Source organism: Fusibacter fontis (assembly GCF_055378735.1).
Genome location: NZ_AP042445.1, coordinates 3,212,793 through 3,235,939, shown reverse-complemented (window position 1 = coordinate 3,235,939; position 23,147 = coordinate 3,212,793). Strand labels below are relative to the sequence as shown.

Genomic DNA, 23,147 nt, shown 5'->3' with positions numbered 1-23,147 from the left:
AATTTTATATGGCACGTTTCTTGCTTGAACTTATTATACCACGGTTCTGTTTATGTTGAATCAAACGCACCTATTTTTGTATGTTATACACATAATGTTTTTTTGTGTATTCATAGTGCAAAACGTTTTGTAATTCGCATAAATAATTCCGCAAAATCTTAAAAGCTTTATTTTAGAATAGTTTTAGTCGTCGAATTCTTTTTAAAACCAATTTTTACATTACTATTTTTTGTGTTTGAGTTAAAAAAATAGCGACATTAGTTTGTGTTTTTACTACAAGCCAAGTCGCTTTTTTCTTTTACATTTCAAGAATATTTTTTGCAAATTTTTGAATTTCTTCATCCAAAAATCCCATTTCAGGTTTACTTTCAGACATGACCTTTTTCATCATCCATCTATAGATAAAATTCAGCCGTTCAATGTGAACTTCGCCTCCTAATTGAGCGATTTGAACAGCATGACCGAAGAGTTCTCCCGGAACCTGTTTTCTCAAAAGAGCTACCCCTTCTTCCCCTCTTGCCAAACCACAGACAAAAAGGTGAATTTTCATATCTAAAAGCTGTTTTTTATTGTGAATCATCATTTGGCTGACTTTGTTTCTAATTTGGCCCATATACAGCGGGGAACCAACGACCACCACGTCGTAATCTGCCAAGCGCACGCGTTGATGCTTTTCTAAATTTAACAACTCAACATCTTGATTCGGCAAATACTCTTTGATTTTTTCAGCACATACTTGCGTTGTACCTGTTTTTGTACCATATGCGATCAATATTTTCATCATGTCCTCCAAACTTGAGTTTGAAATTTATCCTATCAATAGTTTTATTATAACAGTCGATACATAGCAATAAAAGAATTTTTAAAAGCATCCAATTTGATTATTTAACAATCGTCACGACTTTTCCAACAGGATCCCATTTCACGGACGCACCTAGATTTTCACTCACAAATTTCAACGGAACCAGCGTTCGATTATTTTTTAAAAATGGCGCTACATCCAGCGGCACTTCTACGCCATTTACCAACGCCGCTTTTTTTCCAACCCACAACTCAATAACCACCCGATCAGTTGTATAGGTTATTTTTTTGTTGTTAGGATCCCAAGCGACAGACGCACCCAATTGATCGCCAATTATTTTCAAAGGAAGTACTGTTCTACCATCAAGGAGGATAGGCGCTGTGTCCATTTTCAAACTCACACCACTCACATCCATCCATTCAGATCCAATTGTCAACTTCAACGTTATTTTTTCATCTGACATCAAGCTTAATCTCAAAGGTTCATCGTATCGTGTTCCCCAAGTTGAACCACCATCCAAACTTGCATCAATACCTTCATCTGGAATCGCAGGATGAAGGAGAGTCACTTTCATAGAACTTGAAGGATTGTCAAAAAAAGCAATCAAATAAAGATTTTTACTATCACCTAAAGGATCTATCGAAAAATTACTCCTATAGGTGAATTTGGTTTTAAGCGATTCAACCGAACCCGTAAAACCATATAGATTTCTCATTGTTCCAGAGATATCTAATTTTTGCAAGTCTTTAGAATATGGATTTTCACCAACCAGCATGAGATTATGATAATGTCCATCACCTGTGTATTCTACTTTCAAAGTATATCGTGTACCTGGTTCAACTTCGCACTTATAAACCGACACATATGGTGCGTACTCTTTATAATAAAGCGCATTCATACGATCTTTTACCGTTGTGTCATACGGATACGCCGGAGAAGAAATGAGGGTTTCTTCATTTACATTGAAACTATTTATCGGATTCGCCACTCCAAAGGATACAACTGACGCAAAGAATAGCACCAATAGTATCATCATACCAACATGACTTTTTTTCATTTCACACCTCCAAAACTTTGTTCACATAACAACAGCGATTAGGCAAATTTTCTTTATTATCTTACCCCACATTCAACTTTTTTACCAAAAATAAAAAGTGATCCGCAATAGATGCAGATCACTTGATAAATCGTAATGATGAATACCAAACTTTTTTATCCCCTTAAATTCTTGCCAAAATGATAAAATTCAAGATAAACAGGATCGTTGCAACAAGCAATATTGGATGAATCTCTTTGGCTTGCTTCTTGATAAGTTTGATTAACACATAGAAAATGAAACCTGCTGCGATTCCGTAAGAAATGCTGTAACAGAATGCCATGAAAATACCTGAGAAAAACGCTGGAATCGCTTCACTTAAATCATCCCATTTAATTTCTTTAAATGCCGACATCATCATGACACCAACTAAAATAAGCGCAGGCGCTGTAGCTGCTGCAGGCACAATTCCTGCGACTGGTGCTAAAAAGATACATCCGATAAACAGGAGTGCGGTCACCAAACTCGTTAATCCAGTTCTACCACCAACGCCAATTCCAGCAGCGCTTTCAACATAAGTCGTCGTATTTGATGTTCCTAAAATAGCCCCTACAGAAGTTGCAATTGAGTCTGCAAATAATGCTTTGTCCATTTTCGACTTAAATCCACTGCTATTTTCCATCGTTTTCTCGTCTTCTTCGCTAAAAATACCACTTCTTCTACCTGTACCAATAAATGTACCAATTGTATCAAAGGTATCTGATAAACTGAAGGCAAAAATCGTCATTAGCACGAGCGGAATCTTAGATGCATCTGTAAAGAGAGAAAGCATCCCATCTTTTCCAAGAGCCACACCAAATACATTACCTAATTCTTTGAAAGAGTCTGCAACACCAGCTGTTGCACCTACTTGAGATAAATCTACAACTCCCATTGGTACCCCAATTGCCGTTGTTAAAAGAATACTCCACAGAATAGCGCCTTTTGACTTAAGCATCAATAAAACCACTAAAATCACCAATCCAATCAGAGCTAGAAGCACTGATGGCGATGTGAATTTTACTAGTTCTGGAACAATTGCAGAGTTCGCAATGACCGTTCCACCATCTAATACAATATTATCTCCAGGGTTTGATGTAAACTGTAAAAAGCCTGCATTTTTAACGCCAATGTAAGCAATAAAAATACCAATACCACCACCAATTGCATGTTGAATTGAAGCGGGAATTGCTTTGATAATCGATTTACGAATCTTCGTTACAGTAATAATAACATTAATAATTCCGCATAAAAAAACCATTGCCAACGCCTGTTCCCACGAAAAACCAAGCGCAAATACAACTACATACGTAAAAAACGCATTCAATCCCATCCCAGGAGCCTGCGCATACGGAACATTGGCAAAAAGTGCCATTACAAGTGTTCCAACCGCAGATGCAATAATGGTTGCTAAAAATACCGCTCCCCAAGGAATTCCAGTTTTTGATAACATTCCCGGATTGACAAAGATGATATACGACATTGCGAAAAATGTCGTAAAACCAGCAATTACTTCTGTTGAAATTTTCGTCCCATTCTCTTTGAGTTTAAAGAACTTTTCCATGATTTAAATCCCCTCTATATATTTTGTTATTAAAATAGACAGATTGAAGATTTTCTTCAATAAAAAAGCAACCGTTACCGGTTGCTGACTGTTCTCGCGAAGCATCATAAAATCCGAACATTTTCTAAAAACGCCTCAAATTTGTATTCTGCTTTCCCAATAGTCGAACATTTTATGGTTGTCCGGTAGAAACTTAGGGTCCATATCACCCAGATTATATTGGCTATCTATTCTAACATTCACATTTTACTATTTTTACTACAAAAGGTCAAGTCAGTTTAGACGAATTTTCATCACTATTTTGTTGTTTTTTTATAAAGTCACATATTTGATCAAGCGCACGCTCCTGCTCTGGAATCGGAAAGACAATCCAATCGTGTTGCATTTGCAAATACTCAATTCCGACAAATTCAGAGCCAACAGCGTTTATTTCATTACAGAGTTTGTGACAATCTGGACGAAGCACTTCATCCGAACCATATAGCACAAAAACTTTTCCTAAGTTCGTCAAATCACCGTAAATTGGCGAAACTCTAAAGTCATCCAATGATAACGATCCAGCATATCGTCTCCCAGCTTCTTTAAGTACCTCTAAATTTAAGAAGACATCCTTTTCATCATAGCTTTGGATCTCTTCATTTGACATCGATACATCTAACCAAGGAGACAACAAAACAACGCCTTCTGGTTGAATCCAAGGACTCCCTAACAGTATTGCATCGCGAATCAGCATTGCTAACACCAACGCCAATCCACCTCCTGCCGAATCTCCCATTAGAATCCATCGATCCTCAGGATGTCGAGACATCAGCAAATCATATGTTGACAATACCATTTCAAGTGTTTGTTCACAGTGGCTTTCAGGTGTAACAGGATATTCGACAAACGTCACCGCATGTTGACACCTCTTAATCAATTTATTGATTAAGATAAAATGATTGATGGATGACTCCGCTGCATATCCACCACCATGAAAATAGAGAATATGCTCATTTCCCTGTCGATTTTGAGGTGAAATCGTATAGATTTTCCTGCCCTGAACTTCACTTTCCTGAATTGCGTTGTTCTTTCCCAGAATCAAATATATATATGGGTATTTAGCACGCCTCGGATGTTCAAAATTCATTTTTTCTTTAAAACGAATCCAACTTGCCGTCCGATAGATGGCATTCGCCTTTTTGCTAATAATCGCATCACTCATCTAATCAACCTAACTTTGAATAGTTTTCTTCAATTAAACGTCGTTTTTCTGTCCATAAATCAAAAGATAAATTGACATAGTATTGATCTGGAGTTTCAAAACGCAATAGCCCGTCCCAAAGCTTCTCAATTTCCGATTTACAGTAATCTCTTATTTTATCAAGCGTCGGAAATTCATAGACGAGAACCCCGTTATGAACAATTTGTTCTTGTAACCGTTTTGCCGTATAATTTTTCGCCGTTTTTTTCTTCCATGGCATTGCTTCGTCAAAAAGTACATAGGACTCCCCTACTTCTTCATTTTTCAACGTCAACAGGTCTGCGAAAGCTTTGCCAGTTACATTATCAAAGAAACGCCAAACTTCTTTAAACCCTGGATTCGTTACTTTAACCAAGTCCTCCGACAACTTAATTCTCGGATCAACTTCACCGTCTTTTTCAACCGCTACTAGCTTATAAACACCACCATAAACTGGTTCAGAGGACGCTGTCATCATGCGTTCTCCAACTCCATACGAATCGATTGGCGCTTTTTGCATTTCTAATTCCCTGATTTTATATTCATCAAGAGAATTAGAAACGGTAATTTGAACTTCTTCAAGACCCGCTTTATCGAGCATTTTCCTTGCTTCTTGTGACAAGTATTTCAAATCGCCACTATCTAAACGAATGCCTTTAAACGCCTCTTTTGGCATATGTTTAAACACTTCAATCGCAGCAGGCACACCAGAACTTAACACATTATAAGTATCCACTAAAAATACAGATCGTTTAGGATACGCGTGTGCGTATTTCTCAAACGCCACTTGATCATCGCCATAAAACTGTATCCAGCTATGCGCCATTGTTCCGACAACCGGTATATCAAACATCTTATGCGCAAGCAAGTTACTCGTTCCTACGCAGCCACCAATAAACATTGCACGCGCACCATAAATCGTCGCATCTGCGCCATGTCCTCTTCTCGGCCCAAAATCAACAACGGGCTTTGAACCTGCTGAACGCACAATTCTACTGGCTTTAGTTGCAATTAAACTCTGATGATTTAACGTCAATAGCAGCACCGTCTCAATTAACTGCGCTTCAAGAATTGGCGCTCCAATTGTCACAATAGGCGTATTTGGAAAAACAGGCGTTCCTTCCGGAATTGCCCAGACATCTCCAGTAAACTTAAAGTTTTCTAGATACGCTAAAAACGGCTCTGTGAAGAGATTCATTCCACGCAGCATCTCAATATCTTCTTTTTCAAAATGAATATTCAATATATAATCTACGAACTGCTCTAATCCAGCTGTGATAGCGAATCCACCACCATCAGGTACTTTTCTAAAGAAATAATCAAAATAAACACGCACTTGCGTGTCACCGTTTACCATATAACCATTGGTCATGGTCATTTCATAAAAATCCACTAACAAAGAAAGATTTTTTTCATTTTTCCATTCTATTAGACTCATCAGATTCCTCCGCAAAATCGGGCGCAATGCATGCGCCAAATCACGATACATTGCTAGATTATTCAATTGTTTCACAATCTTATTTTACCACATTATTTTAACCAATGTCGCTATTAAGAAAATTTTATAGTTTATCACTCATATAAATTTCCGCCCATCTTAATAGTTTCTTCACAAATTCTTTCCAAATGCTAACATTCTGTTTATTTGCACTTAACAAATGCCCCGTATAATAAAATCATGGTAAGACACATTAGAGGAGGTAAGACCATGACAGAGTTAATGAGAATTTACGAAGCTGCTCAAGTTCAAGAAATTAAAAACGAGCAACACACTCACAATACAATCGAAAAAATTACAGCTTAAGATCGAGTGACCCCCTTCACTTCAATCAAGTGTAATTAAAAAAAATCACAGTGTATCATCTGTGATTTCTAAACCAGTTTATTGACTTAAAATATATTCTTCACTAAACATTCCTCAGCATAGACCAGCTAGCAAATCATTTGTATCCCCCTACAAGTGATTTCCCAGCTGGTCTATTCATTTTAACAGCTTTAATATAAAAGATTTCAAGAACCATTTTTTCGGTCCTTAAAAATAATCTTTAATCAACGCATCGCAATACTGAATGCAGTTGTCCATGGACAGCGAACTCATTATTTCACCTGCAAAATAAACACCCCGTACCCCTTGCATTGCTCTTAGTTTCTGATAAAATCCGCTTTTAAGCACTTCAGAAGTCACATATGGGCACTGTTTCCAGCGTTTATAATAATGCAGTCTCGGATTTTTCATCCCAAGTTTTTCTAAATCTTCTCGTAAAATGGCTTGAGATTCTCTTCCAGTAAGCGAAGGATGATCATAAGCATATACGGTGACGAGGTCTTCATTTTCTGAAAGTTCCCATCTAGTATGCCAAATAACAAGGTGCCCCTTGTTTTCTGCTTTTAAATTTTCAAGTACGCAACCGCATACGCGCTTAACGTTTTCAAGAAGATACGCATACACACTATAGCTTTGATACTGAATTTGATTTAGGTAAGTTTGTACTTCTCGATCAAAATCATAAAACTTTGAAAACGGATTCAGAGGTGCAGCTAAAATCACTTTGTCGTAATGTTGTCGATCATTTACAGTTTCGATCCATACGCCAACACCATCCCAAGTCATTTGGGTCACTTTTTGATTTAATCGTATGTCTCGAATGTTTTTTTCCAAACACCGTATAATCTCTTCAACCCCATTTTTCCAAGTAGAAAATTCAGGAATTTCCATAAAGGACATTAAGTTTTCATATGTTATAATTTTCAGTACATAAATCGCAGGAACAGAGTCCACATCTCCCAAGCCATAGCTTGTAAAATAATGCGCATAAATGTTCTTAATATATTTAAAATCATGCCCCTGGCACCACTCATCAAAAGATACCGTCAAACTTTCCTCTACCTCTCCAATATAAGGAAGTTCCAATGAATGGTATTGTGCGAGCACATTGGGCAATCGATCTAATTCATCTAAAAACACGGGCAAAACCTCTTTTGGAAGTTCCATAATCCGATTGCCATATGCATCAAAATGCACGCGCGACATTTTAGGACCATCCGCTTTCAAACCGGCTTGTTTCATAAATTTCTTCAAATATTGCTGAGAGGGTAGGGAAAATAGAGCGCCCATTTCATAAGATTTCCCATGATAGAATATCGAATGCAACTTACCGCCCAAACGCGCTTCTTGTTCATAGATTGTCACATGTTTATAACCCTCTTTTATCAATTGATTCGCTAGATAAAGTCCGGATACACCACCGCCAATAATTGCAATTTTTTCATCTGTCTTGTCGTTTATCATTACGTTCACCTTCATCTTTAATAGGATGTATTAACGCTTGCATCCAAAGAGGCAACATGTCTAGATCCACTTTGTTTTTACGCGCTTCGTCAAGAACAATATATGCGGGTATTTTTCCAATCTGAGGTCCAGTTTCAATAGGTCTTACAAAATTGTAGTCGCGAACAAATTTTTGAAGCATGCGATCCATTTTAGCAAACGAATCCATATGTTCCAATGTTTCCAGTTTGCTATAAAACTCTTTTATACAATACACGACAAAATCATCTAACTCATCAAGCAAATACCTTTGATCATTCTGAATATACTTATGAGTAAAATGAAATTGTTGAATAATTTCCTTGTAGCGTTCCCCACCCATAAAATAAGGAATGAATTCTTTATTCTTAAAGGTCAATAAATGTTCAATATTGATATTAAATGTCTTCATCAAATATACGAGTTTTACCTCGAAGAAGTCCCAAACGTCAATTTCTCGCTTTTGATTAAAAACTTTTACCGCTGCCCATTTTGAATAGACATCAATGGCTGTATATTGATAAACTTTACCAATTCCATCATATCGACCGATATAATCTAATCGCTGCAAAACCAATTGTCCAGGTGATTGGACACGGTCAATTTGTAGTGAAATATTCGTCTCGATTTTGTTCATGTATTTTTTCAACCCTTGATTGCGTTTCGAATATTCGAGTCTTTTTGCTTGCGTCGTCAATTGATTTCGCTTTAATACATTATAAATTCCCGTCTCCCCCAAATAATAACCATCAGCTTTCAACTCATAGTAAATGCGTTTTGGTCCATCTTTGGGATATTTAACGACATAATCCAAAATCATATTTTCGAGAGTTTTACCGACTTTATTTGGCATATTGGGTTTTTTAGGCTCTTTCACTGCCAAACCATTCATCCCATTTTCTTCATACGCACGGAGCCATTTATAGTAAGTTGTACGTGAAATGCCAAACAATTCACACGTTTGTTTTATATTGTTGTGTTTAGCCGCATGTTTAATGACTCGATATTTGTTATGCGCATTAAATGCATCGTTTTTCATATTCACTCCACTCGTTGTTCGCTAAAATCAATTCTTACACTTATTATACCACGTTTCACCCATGAACTTTTTGACAAATAAAAAAGCGAATTTCCAATTGGAAATTCGCTTTAATCATACTACAAATAATTATCTAACGATTGTAATATTTTCAGCTTGAGGACCTTTAGGACCTTGAGCGATTTCAAAGCTTACTTGTTGTCCTTCTTCTAAAGTTTTGAAACCATCAACGTTGATTTGTGAGAAATGAGCAAATACATCTTTGCCATCTTCCCCTGTAATAAAACCAAATCCTTTTTCTGAGTTAAACCATTTTACTGTACCATTCATCTAATGTGTACCTCCTAAATAAATTTATCATTAAACATTATGAAACATAAAACTTTTGTTTAACCGTTAGGTCGATACCATTAAAAGGTTCAAACTAAAAATCAATTTCTGTTTCGTACTAAATTTAACAACAATATAAAGATATCATAAGTTGAGCAACAGTTCAAGTGCTATTTAAGATATTTAATATTAAGTTCACATTTCAATGCAAATTTAATGCATTTTTATTCATCGAAACACGCTTGCTCGGATGTTCCACGTTTGATGCACCTTGCAATCTCAAAAAAACCTTTAACAACAGGAGCGTCCATCTGTGTTTTAAGCGCCGTTAAGCACACATTTCGGTATAATTTCGGCTCAAACGAATATTTGTCGAGTTTAAAATCGGTTTTTAAAAGCGCTGATTCAGGAATCACGGATATTCCAAGCCCAACTTCAACCATCGCAAAAACAGTGGTTAGTAACTGAAATTTGTACTTGACCGATGGATATGCGCCATGCGCTTTCAACAGTTGTTTTAGGTAAAAGTCTTGATCATTGTCCGGCATGATAAATGGATATCGGCTTACTTCAGCTACAGGTATTGCGGCTGGCCGCTGATCAAAATAATCAAGGGGCGCAATCATCATCATTTCGTCAGATAGATACGAAAGTGTGTAATGATTCTCTTCTATATATGTCTCTTCCAAAACGGCGATGTCTATATGTCCATCGTTTAATTTTTGTTTGATTACATCATAGTCTGAATCGATTAATTCAACGGATATGTTGGGATAACGTCGATCAAATGCTTTGATGATTTCTGGCAAAATTCGCGTTGACGCACTCGCAAAACTTCCAACGCGTAGCGTCCCCTTTTCGATGGCATTTATTGCATGTATTTGATTATAAAGACGATTTTCATCCATCACCAGCCGTTCAAAATACGGCATTAATATTTTTCCTTCTTCCGTTAAAGTCAAGCCCGATTTCAATCTGTGAAATACAGGGAAGCCCATTTCTTTCTCAAATGTATTGACTGAATGACTCACTGCCGATTGTGTCAAATTGAGCTTTTCAGCTGCTTTCGTAAAACTTTTTTCTTCCCAACTGGTATATAAAATCCGGTATTTCATATGACACCCCTACCTATTTCGACTCAATTTCAACGTATTTCGACTCAATTTCAACGTATTTCGACTCACTCTCAACGTATATCTCGATCTCAAAGCCATGTAAACTGGCAATTCGATTTACCATGAAAATATTTCATACTTCATATGACAAATATTCGTTTTACTCCTGTTTATAGGTATATTATAATCACACTTGTATCAAATATCAAGCGACATGGAAGGTAAATATGAAAAACAAATACGAATGGATGACATCTATCCCTAAAGTAATCTGGGGGCTCTTTTTGGCTTCAGTAGGAACCGTCATGATGATTCACGCACAAATTGGTCTGTTTCCTTGGGGAACATTGCACGCAGGGCTAGCTAAAACAACTGGGATTTCATTTGGTGTATGGAGCCAAATCGTGGGCGTGGGGATTCTGGTTATGATGAGTTTCTTTAAATATTATCCAGGCATAGGTACTTTACTCGACGTCTTTTTCGTCGGTTATTTTATTGATTTACTAGAAAAAACATCACTTATTCCTGAACCAAACACAATCCTATTTCAAATTCTATTGAGTTTATTCGGACTAGTTGTATTATCACTTGGCATGTCTATCTATATGAAATGTGGATTAGGCGCTGGTCCACGAGATGGATTGATGCTCATGTTGCTACAGATCACAGGAAAATCGGTTACAGTCGTAAAAACAAGTATTGAAGTGATCGTCACAGTTTTAGGACTCCTACTCGGTGGACCATTTGGTTTTGGCACCATCTTATTGGCATTAATCGGAGGCCGTGTCTTACAATGGGTCTTCAATTGGACACATTATAACGCAGCTGAAGTAAAACAACGCAGTATCATCGATTTATTTAGGGAAAATAGCAGCATTCAGTCATGTGATTTATAGTGAGTTTGAATTTTACACTCTCACTCACAAACGTTACTTTCCGTTAACTTTTAAGATTTTCATGAAAATCATCTATCTTTTTCATCTAAAACAGATATAATTAACGATGTATTCTAAGCAAAATAATAGGTGGTTTCATGGATCATAGAAAATTTCTCTTACGAAAACTGATACGAATTGTTCTGGTTATTTCTTATATAGCGCTTATAGCCGTGCTGGTTTATTTTTTTACGCATCATTCACCAGAACAAGTCATCAATAAATTAAAACATTCGCCTCACATCGGCTTAGTTGTTCTCGCATTGGCCTATTGCCTCAAGTCGATTACATTTGTCATCCCAGTACTCTTATTATTCGTCATTGCAGGCGCTCTGTTACCCACTCCTATTGCAATTATTTTTACTTATGTTCTCATTGCACTTGAGTTCGCTTTAACCTTTCAGGTTGGAAAGCGTTTGGGAAGTGATAAAATTCGAGATCACCTCAAAAAAAGCAAGGCCATGCGCAAATTATTAGAAATGGATTCTAGTAAAGCTTTCATGCTTTCAATTTTATTGCGTTTTGTTCCGTTCTTATCTCTTGACTTGGTGAGTTTGCTATTGAGTACCACTCAACTTGGCTTAAAATCATTTTTGATTGGCTCTCTTATAGGCGTAACACCGAATATCATGACATTTATCTTTATGGGTGAGGCAATCTCAGATCCAACCTCCATTGAATTTTTAATTCCAGTTGCGATTAAAGTCATTTTCACTTGCATTATGTTTCTATATTATAAAAAAAGCAAACGATTTAATCAGCCTCAGCACTAGAAGAATCGCGTTAAGCATCAAAAACAAAAATCCCAGAGACATTGATCCAATGTTTCTGGGATTTTATGTTGTTTCAAGATTTCATTTACTGGGAGTATAAAGGAAATTTGTATCTCAAACGTTAATCACGTCTGTAGAAAATTAAACCAAATAACAGTACTGAAACCGAAATAATTAAGTTCAACCCGATGCTTGGATTTGAAATTCCACCATATACGATCACAAGCGAGCCAAACATGGCACACACAGGAACGACATATCTTTTTATAAAGCCTAAATCTTTGAAGTTTTTCATATACCAAACATAAAGGAAAATATACAAACCATAAATCATAACGATTGGAATTTCATCTAAACCAATATATTTTCCAAACACTTCATTTAAACTACAGTACCAAAGTATGATGTACACAACTGTCAAAACCAAAGAAAACAGAGTTGAATACACCGGCATACTTGTTCTCTTGCTCACAAGTTTGATTTGATTTGGGAAAGGACCTTGATTTCGAATGGCAAGCGAAAATGGAATTCGAATACTTGAAAGCACAAGTCCATTTAATGTTCCCAAACATGATATAATGACAAATACAGTCAATACAGTCGAAGCAAACGATCCAAAAAGTGTATTTGTAACAGTTGCAATTGCATTGTCACCTTGCGCAATAATGTCTTCAGTTGGCAATACACTGGCAACGCCTAAGAAATAAAGCACATAGACAGCGAATACAATCATAGCGCCTATGATCAGAGCACGTGGTAAATTCTTTTTAGAGTCTTTAATTTCGCTATTGATCGTCGTCGCACAAATCCAACCTTCATAGGCAAATGCCGTAGCAACAACCGCCGACGCAAGTGTGCCACCGGAACTTCCAACAGTCGACATTGCCGCTTTAAAATTCTCAACAGTAATGCCGTTTACAAGTCCACTAATGGTACCAACAATCGCTACAAGCGACAGCGGAATTAACTTAATCCCGGTTGAACTCACTTGAAATTTACCTGCAAGTACTGGAGATAAATAGTTCATAATATACGTTAACGCCATATAAACAAAAGCAATCAGCCATGTTAAACCTGAGTTGCCTGGATTATCAGAACCAAAGAGTATCAATGTGTATTTAGCTGCGATCCATGATAAAATTGCCGCAAGCGGAGAGTAATACAATACCGCTTTAAACCATCCTACTAGATAGCCAAATCTTTTTCCGTAAGCAACTTCAGAATAATCCACCAATCCATTTGATTTTTCAATTCTCTGTGCGAACTCTGCAAAAACCAATGATCCAAAAATCATCGAGAACGCACCAATGCCCCATGCAATAAGTGCAATGATCAAATTACCATTTGTCTTACTTAATACGTCATCTGCTTTAAAAAATACCCCCGAACCGATTACAACGCCAACAACCATGGCAATAGCTGTAACCAAGCCATACTTTTTATCAAGTTCCCTCTCATCCACCTTATTCGAATGACCATGTTCCAATTTCTTCTCCATAAACCTTCCCTCTTTCTCTATTTTTCATATTAACTAGCATCATCCTTTTAGTGCGACTTCAAAATTTTGTTTAACATTTACAATTATTCCATATTTTCTCAATTCAATGTAAATAAAAAGAGCCCTTTTGTGGACCCTTTAGTAAAATCAAATTCTGCGAACTTGGTACAACATAAGGATATTACAATACGTTAATTATTAAGGTGTAGTTTACGACAATTTAAAATGCTTGTCAACCCAAATTTGTCAGAATTTTATGTTTTTTTATTTGTACACTGAACACGTTAGCATTTCTAACGTACAGACTTTTTTATACGTTGAGATAATTATTATTTAGCTTTTCGAAACATTTCGGTCCATTTCAAATAATGATTGAACACTTCTATTCTATTCATTCATCCAACAATAACAATATTGACATAGATATCATTCAGTTAAACACAAAGCTCCTTCTAATAGGGCGACAATTTTTTCTGTCATTTCTTCCTGTTCCTTATGATTTTTAAACATCAAAAGTCCCACCGTCATAAAGGTAGGATCTACTTTGGACCAATCAAGTGGCACTTTAAGGACATTTTCGCAGATTTCACCCACATGAAAACCAAGTGCTTCTAAGGAAAATTTCATTTTTTTTGGATTCAAACAAGGTTGATTGTTTATTCGATTACAGGATGTGCAATAATGGCAATTTCCAGCAATGAGTACTTCACAGGAGTTTGTTTCAGCGAACTCTATCAGAGTTTTGCCAAAAGAACGCCTTGTCGCATCAAAAGTTTTGGTTTGAACCCCCATCACGACAAAGCACTCATAAGGCGTTAAGTAGTCTTTCGGATTAAATATCAAAGGAGGACAAGACCAGATTTTGTGATAATTCGGACATTTTTGACAGTATCCGTGAATCTCTGTGGGCATATAATAAGCAAACAACGCTTCTTTACTTAATGTTTGATAGATGAGTTTATTTTTCACTTCTTGAAACGGCATATTTACACTCCTATTCTTTGTGGAAATTGCATAATTACCTTTTTAGTACAATAATCATGTATGATTAAACTTAAAATGGCTCAATCACGCCATTTCAAAGATTGAGATTCTCATAAATTAGAATTATGCAATTTTCTAATTTAATTACAGGTACCTTAATCATCATAAACAATCATGTTTTTATTGACAAGCGAAATCGTTTTGACTATAATCATATTTCAGAGGGAGTAACTGCCTGCAAAGGAATCTAAATCGTCACTTCGGAGCAATCCCGGTTTAGGTGAAGTCAATTCGTGTGAGACTCTACAATTTTTGTGTGAATTGTAGAGTTTTTTGTTTTTTGTAGGGTATGAATTTCTCAATTCACAGAATCATCGCTGGACAGTGTTCATCTTACAGGGACGATTGTGGCCATTTTAACTGAGCATTGTAACACTATTAATTAAAGGAGCTTGTATGGATCAATTTATTGTAAACCTCATCACACCTTTCCCAACCATAGCGCTACTTGCAATCATTGCAGTATCACTATTTACGCTTGGAAAAGGCGCTGACATTCTCATTGAAGAAGCTGTTAGCATCTCAGCAAAACTCAAAATTCCTAAAGCCATTATCGGCGCAACTGTTGTTTCACTCGGTACAACTTTACCAGAAGTCTCAGTTTCTGTTATGGCTGCTATTAAAGGGAATGCCGATTTAGCCCTTGGTAACGCAGTCGGTTCAATTATTGTCGATACCGGACTCATTATGGGTATTGCAGCCTTAATTTCTCCAATTGTTGTGGACTACAAGTCCATCAAATTCCAAAGCTGGATACAGTTACTTTCAGCAGTACTTTTAACAGTTTTGGCATTGCCTATTTTAGGCGGTCGGATTGCACAATGGATGGGCTTCTTGTTGGTAACGTTATTAGCACTCTATCTCTTCTGGTCATTTAAAAATGGGAAAAACACTCTCACAAGCGCAGTAGATGAACAAGCGCAAGAACACGTTAACGATTCCGTAGTAAAACAATTCATCTTTATGTTTATTGGGGTAGCCATTGTTATTTTATCATCAAAGATTCTTATTCCATCGGTTGAATTGACAGCCGTACGAGTGGGTATTCCTCAAAGTATCATCGCTGCAACGCTCGTTGCTTTCGGCACAAGTTTACCAGAATTAACAACAAGTGTTAAATCCGTTCTCAAAGGACACGGTGATCTCGCAGTTGGTAACATCATTGGCGCTGATATCCTCAATGTATTGTTTGTAACAGGAATATCCGCGGCTGTTACACCAGCTGGTCTTCACGTACCAACAAACTTCTACTCGCTTCATTTTCCAGCGATGCTCATCATATTAACGGCCTTTAGATTCTTCACCATTAGTAAAGACCATAAAATCAGTCGATTAGAAGGTGGATTTCTTCTCACTGGCTATCTCATCTTCCTTGGATTTAACTATTTATAAAAGGCCTTCATTTTATAAGAGGCATTCTTTTTATAAGAGGCATTCTTTTTATAAGAGGCATTCTTTTTATAGAAGGCATTCATTGTAAAATCAAACTTCTTATTTAAAGTGGTAATGAACAGTTGGTCAAATTAATCGACCAACTGTTTTTTTGCAAATTCGTAACATTTTCATCTAGATTTCTTGTGTTTTACACAAAGTGGTGTATACTATTAAGTGATGTATACTGATAAATGAATAACTATTTTTTTGATTTTTATACATGCCTAGCATGATAAATACGCATTATATAAATATTTAAGGAGGTTCACATGCAATACGATCAACAACGTGCCATTCGTGCGAATGTATTACTGATTTGGATATTCACCATCATCCTTCCAATTACATCATACATCAACTCTGGCGCAGATTATGCGATTAAATCGCTCATCGCAACAGGTGCAACAGGCGCCCTTGCAACAATCCTATACTTCATTCCATTTCACAGGGGAATTAAATCTCAAATCATCGTGATGATTCCATTGTTCGCAGCCATTGGTTTGTCTGTGGTAAACGGAGGGATTTCTCGTATGTTTAATTTATACCTCGTGAGTTTTGCCATGGAAGCACTTTACTTTGATTCCAAGAAAATGGGGATTTTCGGAACATTGGCAATGTCATTTTTAACCATTCTCTACATCGTAAAACCAACGACTATTCTCGATCCGGGAATGGGACTTGGCGAATTCATCCCAAGAATGGGTGCTATGTTTAGCGTGTGGCTCGTTCTCGTCTTGTTGACAAAATGGGGTGGTGAAACCGTTAAAAATGTTGAAAATGAAAGCAAGAAAAACGAAGAAGCTCTGGCTCAATTAAACATTGTATTTGAAGAAATTAAGGCTTCTACAGATGAACTCAGCACAGCAACGGATAGTTGTTCAATAAAAATGACTGAAAACGCGAGAAGCAACAATATGATTTCTGGCGCGATTTCCGAACTTGCTCTCAGTGTAGAACAAGCAGCTGGAACTATTACAACGGTTAATGAAAGTACGCAAACTTCTGCACAGAAAGTCGATAGTACCTATCAAACCATGCACAATCTAACGGATGTCTTTAATGTGTTAAAAGATGACTTTAACCAAAGTGGTCAAGCTGTTAAAAACATGAACACATCCATCTCGACGATGAACGAAACAGTGGATGAAAGTTACTCTATTATGGCAGCACTTTCTAAACAAATGAATGACATTAAAAATTCAATTGATGGCATTAAAAACATCGCTGAACAAACAAATTTATTGGCACTTAACGCATCGATAGAAGCGGCTCGAGCAGGAGAACACGGTCGAGGATTTGCAGTAGTTGCAGACGAAATCAGAAAGCTTTCTGTCGAAAGCAATAAATTTGCCGAAGACATCAATCACGTTATTTCTACGTTTATTACATCTTCTGAAAAAGCCATTGTCGCATCAGAAGCGGGTAAACACGCTGCAGATGAAAGTTCTCAAGCTATGAAAATTCTCGATGAACGCTTTAGCTCAGTTGAAACCATTCTCAATGCTGTGAGCAAAGATTTAATCACTGAAAAAGATGCGCTCAAGCTTTTAAATGCGGAGTTTAGAGTAGTCGAAAGCGCTATTACGGATATCGCGGCAATCCTTCAAGAAAATTCTGCACAGTTTGAAGAAATTTCATCCAGAGTTCAAGTTCAAAATGAGATTACGGAACAAGTTACCAATGAAATGAATCACATTGACCGAATTGGAAAGAAACTGGTGGATGTACTCATCACAAAATAAGTTCAATAAAAGCCTGCACATCTGATATAGAGTGTGCAGGCTTTTGTAATTCGTTGGACAATCATTTCTAGAAATTGCATCATTACCTTTGTAGCGCGAAAATCGTGATGGACCTAAGTCAAGCTGTACACACATTTTCCATCGACGTACGTCGAAAGTACTTTTGTCTTTAAAAGCGTCTTTGAATCGACTTCTAACAAATCCTGATCTAAAATGATAAAATCAGCGCACTTACCGATTTCAAGTGTTCCTTTCTCCATTTCTTCAAAAGATGCATACGCACCGGTGTAGGTATACGCTCTCAAAACTTCATATCGCGAAAGCGATTCGTGTGGAAGATACCCTTCTTTAGGATAACCGTTCAAATCTTTACGTTCAACGGCACAATATATATTTTCAAAAGGGTTAAAATGAACAACTGGCGCATCTGTTCCCATGGTAACAGAAATGCTTTCATTCAACATACTTTTAAATGCATAGGCGACATCCGCCCTTGCACCCGTGCGTTTGTGCACAATGTGAATATCATAATCTAGAAAAATCGGCTGCACATAAGCCATCATATGCAGGTTTTTCATTCGCTGTATCAATGACGGATTGGTAATTTGAGCATGTACAATGCCATTGCGCAAATTTTTCACCTTGTCTGGATACTGTGATTTTTCAACTTCTGTTAAAAAAACATCCATTGCGCCATCACCGATTGCATGCGCTGCAACTTGAACATTATTGGCCATGGCAAATTCAAAAATATCCGCGATCTCTGCTTGTGAAAAACTTAAAACGCCATGAGTTTCAGGTGCATCGGAATATGGCTGACTGAGCAATGCAGTGCGAGCGCCTAGTGAACCATCTAATAACAGCTTCAATGGACCCATTCGGAAATTCTTGCATCCTTTCACGTCCTTCTTAATCAACTGTTCAAAGGATTTTCCATCGAAAAATAGACACTGTTCATAAACTTTTATTTTGAGCTGATCGCTCTCAGCTAATTCCATATAGGCATTTAAAACTTTTTGTTCGTCTTGATCTGGAAGTGCTCTTAAATCATCCGATTGAACGGAAGTTATGCCATACTGTAGCATCTCGTCAATGGTCGATAAAATCATCTCTTTGACACTTTCAGAATCCGGGGATGGAATCGCAGAAAAAAGAACATTAAGGGCTTCTTCATAAAAGAGTCCTTGCTCAATATCGATATTGGGATCATGTTGATTCTCTTGTAAATGTGCAATTTGATTAAGAGCAGCCGTATTGCATGCACTCATGTGTCCACAGACTCTCGTAAAAACAATGGGGATTTCCATTGAAATTCGATCTAAATCCGCTCGCGTCACAACGCGCTTTTCTTCTAACCGATCCTGATTCCAACCTCTTCCAAGAAACCATTGATCTTTTCGAGGATGCGATTCGCTGATTCGTAACTGTGAAGCCAGAATCATTGCTTCTATACTGTCATAGTGTGTCAAATCCATTTTGCGCTGTGAATATCCATAGTTTAACAAATGCAAATGACTATCATTGAATCCAGGCATGACGAACTGCCCTTTCAAATCGATCATTTCATCGTAGTGTTCTGTTATGGCATCCACTTGGCTCATATCTCCTAAAAAATCAATCTGATGCCCATTTATACCCATAACCTCATAAAGTGTATTGCTCGCGTCTAGCGATGCAATTTTCCCATTAAAAAACAGTAATTTTGCCATAATTCGCCTCCTCAATCAACATAACACTGTTGGGTCAATTTATCAACCCATCTAGTGATCACAGTCATTGAACGATTGATTTAATGCACGATCGATTCAGCAATTTGGCATTTGAGGTGCGATTATATGGGTATAAATTCACCGAGTCTACCAATGGTTTCATTTAATAAATAAACAAGGAGGATCTTATGAATATTCACACTCAATTACCCCATATCGATCTGTCTGACAATGAAACAGGTTGCTGTCCAAAATTTCACCCTGAAGATTGGGATGAAAAAGCGTTTAATTTTGAACAGTTAAAGTTCATCAAGACATTTACAAAGAGTTTTATGTTTATGCCTCTCAACATGGGCAAAGTCATGACCAAAACCATGGAAGATATCGTTGAGGCAAAAGCGGATATAAAAGATCAATATTTCATTCTTTCAAAAGACCTCACAAAATGGCAAGCGGAGCATTTGTTTATGGTAAAATCCGACGTTCCGGCGTATGAAAGCGTACAGTTACAAGGTACGTATTACTCAAAAGTATTTGATGGGCCATTTAAAGATATGCCGAAATGGATCAAAGAGATGGACGCATACATGCTTCGAATAGGTGGTCCGATGAATGATTGCTATGCCTTCTACACCACTTGTCCAAAATGTGCCAAACATTATGGTCATAACTATGTCGTATTATTTGCCAGCGGTATGTTTAGCAACTGATGACCCAATAGGTGATTTCATGGTATACTATTGTTTGAAATCCAATATCCGCAAGGAGCGACACCATGAACATCCCAAAGCGCATTCAGATTGTCTTACTATTAGCGATTCTTTCACTTGGCATCTCTTTTTTTGTTCGACACGTTGTTTTTTATTACCAAGTACCTATAGCAAAAATTACCTCCATCACTGAAGATCCCACGCACCCACTCTCTCCATATTCCGATCACCCTCAAGAGATTGAGGCGCGCATTCTTAATACGGAATTAAAAGGAACGCTCGTATATTTGCATAACACGTTTTCCGTTTCACAAGCATTTTCAGAGCGCTACATAGTTGGTCAAGAAGTTATTTTAAGAAAGATGAGTCATTCAAAGGATTCAGATTCTACACGCATAGAGAATGCCTTTAAGATCGCCACACTTAGGCGCGACTATCATATATTGGATATTCTATTGATTTTCGCCTGTTTGACGATTTTGATCGGCGGAAAAAAGGGCTTCTTTTCCATGGCAAGCGTCCTGATCAATCTCATCGTGGTGTTTATCATGATGCATCTTTATTTAAATGATGTCAGCATTTATTTGTTGACACCTATAGCCACGGCTATTTTTATTTTCACCTCACTTGTCCTCGTCACAGGACTCAATAAAAAAACACTTGCTGCCGCAATTGGAACAGTTCTAGGAACATTAACTGCAATTGTTATCGCATACATCGTGTTTTCAATCACGCGTTTTCGAGGTGTGAGTTTTGCCGAGATGGATATCGCCATAAAATCACCTGTGGAACTTTTCTTTATCCAACTGGTTATTGGTACACTAGGCGCAATCATGGACATCGCCGTGTCCATCGCCTCATCCATCGAAGAAATCCTCGTAACTTCTCCACAAATAACGGTGAAAGACCTCTTAAAATCCGGAAAAACCATTGGGAATGATACCATGGGAACCATGACGAACACCATCATGCTGACTTATTTGAGCGGGAGTGCGCCCCTCATCATCCTCATGCTAAAAAGTGGCGTTACTTTAGGATATATGCTCAACGTGTCCCTCTCTTTGGAAATTTTAAGAGCGGTGATCGGCAGTATCGGCATCGTCATTACAATCCCGATTACACTGATTGTCTCCATTTTCTTATTACATCCCAAAGCGGATGATTCATCTCAGTCTACAGCAACTCTTGAACGTACATTCAGCACAGACGATACCCCATCAGAGGAGGTACACTCATGAATACATCCATCCTCATATTAAGCGGCATTTTATTTTTACTCATGTGGGGAATCGGTGGAAAAAGAGGTGTTCGTTCATTTTTTTCCATGATTTACACCATAGTTCTATTTATCACGCTTTTAATTTTCATCTCATGGGGGTTTAATGCCCTCATCACAACACTCGTCGTCAGCGGCGTTATTAGCAGCATTTTATTATTTAATATCAATGGCATTAACAACAAGACCATCGTCTCAAATATCGCCGTTATACTCACCATCATCATGACACTTTTCATCACATATCCAGTGGTGTCTGCAGCTAAAATTCAAGGATTTAGTTTTGAACAATTTGAGCAAATGTCCTTTACGACACCTTATATCGACCTCGATTTGACGGTCATCGTCTTTCTTGAACTTTTGATAGGGCTTTTAGGCGCCGTCATTGATGTAGCCATCTCAATTTCAACTGCTCTTCACGAAATCAAAACACATGATCCGGATATCTCATTTAAGCAACTGTTTCAGTCGGGGATGAAAATCGGAGGCGACATCTTGGGAACTATGACGCATACCCTATTGTTTGCCTATATTGGTGGATTTTTCTCCATCCTGATCTGGTTCTCTTCACTCAATTACTCACTGGTGGAAATCTTGAATTCAAAACTTTTTTCAAGTGAGATATTCCATATCGTCTCTGGAGGGATCGGCATCATTATCGTGATTCCAATTGTGACCATTATTAAAGCAAAAAGTCGTTTTAGAGTATAAAACGACTTTTTTGATTGCACATTATTTTTTGCAATAACTTGCGATTGCATCCGACATAAATTGAGCAGTGCCTTCGCCGTACTGATCGATGTTTTCTTTAAAACGTTCATCATATACGTACATTAAACCAAGTCCCGCTAAAATATCATCTGTACACTGGTAAAAGTACTGTGTGATATAATCTTGCCACTTTTTAACCAGCTGATGTGCTGTTTCGCTCGTTGGGTCTGTTGTTTTCAGTTCATTAAATGCCTTAAAGATTTCACCGCTTTTTTCGTTAATTTCTTTCCAGTCTGCTTCTTGATAGTGCTTAGTTTTTTGAGCGCTTTCACGATAGGCATCCGTTTGTCCCCATCGCTCTTTGACTTCTTCAGAATAGGCTTCTTTTGCTTTTTCAATTTCGCTCATATCAAATGGTTTAAAATTCATCTTTTCTTCTCCTTCTAACGTGTCGTTGACAAGCTGAATCAGCCCATCCAGTCGCTTTTGCTTGATCAATAACAACTCTTTATGCTTTAACAATGCTTCTTTGCGATTGTACGAAGAGGAGGTTAAAAGTGCTTTGATCTCATTTAATGAGAATTCTAATTCTCGAAAAAACAAAATCTCCTGTAGCCGCTGAATTGCCTCATCATCATAAATCCGGTAACCCGTATCCGTTACTTCACTTGGTTTTAACAAATCAATTTCATCATAGTAATGTAACGTTCTCACTGTTATGCCTGTCAATTTCGACACTTCATTAATTTTTAGTTTCATGTTTCCGCCTTTCAATAGGATCCTATACTCTTACTATGCACTATAACGTAACGTGAGTGTCAAGCTTTTTTCTAAAAAAAAGCATTTACATCTCAAATAATCTCT

The 23,147-nt window shown here is 37.3% G+C and carries 20 protein-coding genes and 1 riboswitch; of the genes, 7 read left to right on the top strand and 13 right to left on the bottom strand.

Going from position 1 to position 23,147, the window contains the following annotated elements:
• Positions 1-298: 298 nt before the first annotated feature.
• From ACZ41W_RS14675 to ACZ41W_RS14635, 9 genes are all read right to left on the bottom strand, one after another.
• Positions 299-781 carry a flavodoxin domain-containing protein gene (locus tag ACZ41W_RS14675; RefSeq protein WP_464312742.1) on the bottom strand — a complete coding sequence of 161 codons (483 nt, stop codon included), beginning with the start codon at positions 779-781 and terminating at the stop codon, positions 299-301.
• A gap of 100 nt (positions 782-881) precedes the next feature.
• Positions 882-1,859: a copper amine oxidase N-terminal domain-containing protein gene (locus ACZ41W_RS14670; protein WP_464312741.1), complete on the bottom strand. Its 978-nt coding sequence runs from the start codon at positions 1,857-1,859 to the stop codon at positions 882-884.
• 163 nt (positions 1,860-2,022) lie between these two features.
• On the bottom strand, positions 2,023-3,441 hold the full coding sequence (locus ACZ41W_RS14665) for an NCS2 family permease (RefSeq protein WP_464312740.1): 1,419 nt from the start codon (positions 3,439-3,441) through the stop codon (positions 2,023-2,025).
• 140 nt (positions 3,442-3,581) lie between these two features.
• Positions 3,582-3,683: riboswitch (purine riboswitch) on the bottom strand.
• Positions 3,684-3,709: 26 nt separating this feature from the next.
• A complete protein-coding gene (locus ACZ41W_RS14660; protein WP_464312739.1) occupies positions 3,710-4,642 on the bottom strand; it encodes an alpha/beta hydrolase in 933 nt (310 codons plus the stop codon).
• A gap of 4 nt (positions 4,643-4,646) precedes the next feature.
• Positions 4,647-6,098 (bottom strand): nicotinate phosphoribosyltransferase, encoded by a 1,452-nt coding sequence (locus ACZ41W_RS14655; protein ID WP_464312738.1) that lies wholly within the window; start codon positions 6,096-6,098, stop codon positions 4,647-4,649.
• Between the two features lie 594 nt (positions 6,099-6,692).
• Positions 6,693-7,949, bottom strand: coding sequence for a protoporphyrinogen/coproporphyrinogen oxidase (locus ACZ41W_RS14650; protein ID WP_464312737.1), 1,257 nt, complete (start codon positions 7,947-7,949; stop codon positions 6,693-6,695).
• Positions 7,927-9,006, bottom strand: coding sequence for a helix-turn-helix domain-containing protein (locus ACZ41W_RS14645; protein WP_464312736.1), 1,080 nt, complete (start codon positions 9,004-9,006; stop codon positions 7,927-7,929). Before ACZ41W_RS14645 ends, ACZ41W_RS14650 begins: the two co-directional genes overlap by 23 nt.
• A 129-nt stretch (positions 9,007-9,135) precedes the next feature.
• The gene (locus tag ACZ41W_RS14640) at positions 9,136-9,336 is read right to left on the bottom strand and encodes a cold-shock protein (RefSeq protein ID WP_464312735.1); all 201 of its coding nucleotides are present in this window, start codon (positions 9,334-9,336) and stop codon (positions 9,136-9,138) included.
• A gap of 224 nt (positions 9,337-9,560) precedes the next feature.
• Positions 9,561-10,451 (bottom strand): LysR family transcriptional regulator, encoded by an 891-nt coding sequence (locus tag ACZ41W_RS14635; protein WP_464312734.1) that lies wholly within the window; start codon positions 10,449-10,451, stop codon positions 9,561-9,563.
• 227 nt (positions 10,452-10,678) lie between these two features.
• On the opposite strand from ACZ41W_RS14635, the gene ACZ41W_RS14630 reads away from it, so the two are divergent.
• Both ACZ41W_RS14630 and ACZ41W_RS14625 read left to right on the top strand, forming a co-directional pair.
• Positions 10,679-11,347, top strand: a complete 669-nt coding sequence (locus tag ACZ41W_RS14630; RefSeq protein WP_464312733.1) for a YczE/YyaS/YitT family protein — start codon at positions 10,679-10,681, stop codon at positions 11,345-11,347.
• Between the two features lie 137 nt (positions 11,348-11,484).
• Positions 11,485-12,159 (top strand): TVP38/TMEM64 family protein, encoded by a 675-nt coding sequence (locus ACZ41W_RS14625; RefSeq protein ID WP_464312732.1) that lies wholly within the window; start codon positions 11,485-11,487, stop codon positions 12,157-12,159.
• A gap of 121 nt (positions 12,160-12,280) precedes the next feature.
• Here the strand turns inward: ACZ41W_RS14625 and ACZ41W_RS14620 are convergent, their stop codons facing one another.
• The gene (locus tag ACZ41W_RS14620; RefSeq protein WP_464312731.1) at positions 12,281-13,657 is read right to left on the bottom strand and encodes an APC family permease; all 1,377 of its coding nucleotides are present in this window, start codon (positions 13,655-13,657) and stop codon (positions 12,281-12,283) included.
• A gap of 426 nt (positions 13,658-14,083) precedes the next feature.
• Positions 14,084-14,641, bottom strand: coding sequence for a DUF2284 domain-containing protein (locus ACZ41W_RS14615; RefSeq protein WP_464312730.1), 558 nt, complete (start codon positions 14,639-14,641; stop codon positions 14,084-14,086).
• Between the two features lie 456 nt (positions 14,642-15,097).
• Here ACZ41W_RS14615 and ACZ41W_RS14610 point away from each other — a divergent pair, with 456 nt between their 5' ends.
• Both ACZ41W_RS14610 and ACZ41W_RS14605 read left to right on the top strand, forming a co-directional pair.
• Positions 15,098-16,093 carry a calcium/sodium antiporter gene (locus tag ACZ41W_RS14610; RefSeq protein WP_464312729.1) on the top strand — a complete coding sequence of 332 codons (996 nt, stop codon included), beginning with the start codon at positions 15,098-15,100 and terminating at the stop codon, positions 16,091-16,093.
• Between the two features lie 311 nt (positions 16,094-16,404).
• The gene (locus ACZ41W_RS14605; RefSeq protein ID WP_464312728.1) at positions 16,405-17,877 is read left to right on the top strand and encodes a methyl-accepting chemotaxis protein; all 1,473 of its coding nucleotides are present in this window, start codon (positions 16,405-16,407) and stop codon (positions 17,875-17,877) included.
• A 113-nt stretch (positions 17,878-17,990) separates the two neighbouring features.
• Here the strand turns inward: ACZ41W_RS14605 and ACZ41W_RS14600 are convergent, their stop codons facing one another.
• Positions 17,991-19,586: an amidohydrolase gene (locus ACZ41W_RS14600; RefSeq protein WP_464312727.1), complete on the bottom strand. Its 1,596-nt coding sequence runs from the start codon at positions 19,584-19,586 to the stop codon at positions 17,991-17,993.
• A gap of 188 nt (positions 19,587-19,774) precedes the next feature.
• Here ACZ41W_RS14600 and ACZ41W_RS14595 point away from each other — a divergent pair, with 188 nt between their 5' ends.
• The 3 genes from ACZ41W_RS14595 (at position 19,775) to ACZ41W_RS14585 (ending at position 22,283) form a co-directional block, all read left to right on the top strand.
• Entirely contained in the window at positions 19,775-20,296 is a 522-nt protein-coding gene (locus tag ACZ41W_RS14595) for a hydrolase (protein ID WP_464312726.1), read from the top strand.
• A gap of 65 nt (positions 20,297-20,361) precedes the next feature.
• Complete coding sequence (locus ACZ41W_RS14590) at positions 20,362-21,534, top strand: YibE/F family protein (RefSeq protein WP_464312725.1); 1,173 nt, start codon at positions 20,362-20,364, stop codon at positions 21,532-21,534.
• A complete protein-coding gene (locus ACZ41W_RS14585) occupies positions 21,531-22,283 on the top strand; it encodes a YibE/F family protein (RefSeq protein WP_464312724.1) in 753 nt (250 codons plus the stop codon). Before ACZ41W_RS14590 ends, ACZ41W_RS14585 begins: the two co-directional genes overlap by 4 nt.
• A 21-nt stretch (positions 22,284-22,304) precedes the next feature.
• On the opposite strand, the gene ACZ41W_RS14580 is transcribed toward ACZ41W_RS14585, so the two are convergent.
• On the bottom strand, positions 22,305-23,042 hold the full coding sequence (locus ACZ41W_RS14580; RefSeq protein ID WP_464312723.1) for a MerR family transcriptional regulator: 738 nt from the start codon (positions 23,040-23,042) through the stop codon (positions 22,305-22,307).
• Positions 23,043-23,147 lie beyond the last annotated feature (105 nt).

What these genes read in the sequence shown, in the direction of transcription:
- ACZ41W_RS14635 (WP_464312734.1), bottom strand. Translation starts at nt 10,451, where the DNA reads ATGAAATACCGGATTTTATATACCAGTTGGGAAGAAAAAAGTTTTACG.
- ACZ41W_RS14580 (WP_464312723.1), bottom strand. Translation starts at nt 23,042, where the DNA reads ATGAAACTAAAAATTAATGAAGTGTCGAAATTGACAGGCATAACAGTG.
- ACZ41W_RS14660 (WP_464312739.1), bottom strand. Translation starts at nt 4,642, where the DNA reads ATGAGTGATGCGATTATTAGCAAAAAGGCGAATGCCATCTATCGGACG.
- ACZ41W_RS14615 (WP_464312730.1), bottom strand. Translation starts at nt 14,641, where the DNA reads ATGCCGTTTCAAGAAGTGAAAAATAAACTCATCTATCAAACATTAAGT.
- ACZ41W_RS14630 (WP_464312733.1), top strand. Translation starts at nt 10,679, where the DNA reads ATGAAAAACAAATACGAATGGATGACATCTATCCCTAAAGTAATCTGG.
- ACZ41W_RS14665 (WP_464312740.1), bottom strand. Translation starts at nt 3,441, where the DNA reads ATGGAAAAGTTCTTTAAACTCAAAGAGAATGGGACGAAAATTTCAACA.
- ACZ41W_RS14590 (WP_464312725.1), top strand. Translation starts at nt 20,362, where the DNA reads ATGAACATCCCAAAGCGCATTCAGATTGTCTTACTATTAGCGATTCTT.
- ACZ41W_RS14670 (WP_464312741.1), bottom strand. Translation starts at nt 1,859, where the DNA reads ATGAAAAAAAGTCATGTTGGTATGATGATACTATTGGTGCTATTCTTT.
- ACZ41W_RS14585 (WP_464312724.1), top strand. Translation starts at nt 21,531, where the DNA reads ATGAATACATCCATCCTCATATTAAGCGGCATTTTATTTTTACTCATG.
- ACZ41W_RS14655 (WP_464312738.1), bottom strand. Translation starts at nt 6,098, where the DNA reads ATGAGTCTAATAGAATGGAAAAATGAAAAAAATCTTTCTTTGTTAGTG.
- ACZ41W_RS14600 (WP_464312727.1), bottom strand. Translation starts at nt 19,586, where the DNA reads ATGGCAAAATTACTGTTTTTTAATGGGAAAATTGCATCGCTAGACGCG.
- ACZ41W_RS14640 (WP_464312735.1), bottom strand. Translation starts at nt 9,336, where the DNA reads ATGAATGGTACAGTAAAATGGTTTAACTCAGAAAAAGGATTTGGTTTT.
- ACZ41W_RS14675 (WP_464312742.1), bottom strand. Translation starts at nt 781, where the DNA reads ATGAAAATATTGATCGCATATGGTACAAAAACAGGTACAACGCAAGTA.
- ACZ41W_RS14625 (WP_464312732.1), top strand. Translation starts at nt 11,485, where the DNA reads ATGGATCATAGAAAATTTCTCTTACGAAAACTGATACGAATTGTTCTG.
- ACZ41W_RS14595 (WP_464312726.1), top strand. Translation starts at nt 19,775, where the DNA reads ATGAATATTCACACTCAATTACCCCATATCGATCTGTCTGACAATGAA.
- ACZ41W_RS14610 (WP_464312729.1), top strand. Translation starts at nt 15,098, where the DNA reads ATGGATCAATTTATTGTAAACCTCATCACACCTTTCCCAACCATAGCG.
- ACZ41W_RS14620 (WP_464312731.1), bottom strand. Translation starts at nt 13,657, where the DNA reads ATGGAGAAGAAATTGGAACATGGTCATTCGAATAAGGTGGATGAGAGG.
- ACZ41W_RS14645 (WP_464312736.1), bottom strand. Translation starts at nt 9,006, where the DNA reads ATGAAAAACGATGCATTTAATGCGCATAACAAATATCGAGTCATTAAA.
- ACZ41W_RS14605 (WP_464312728.1), top strand. Translation starts at nt 16,405, where the DNA reads ATGCAATACGATCAACAACGTGCCATTCGTGCGAATGTATTACTGATT.
- ACZ41W_RS14650 (WP_464312737.1), bottom strand. Translation starts at nt 7,949, where the DNA reads ATGATAAACGACAAGACAGATGAAAAAATTGCAATTATTGGCGGTGGT.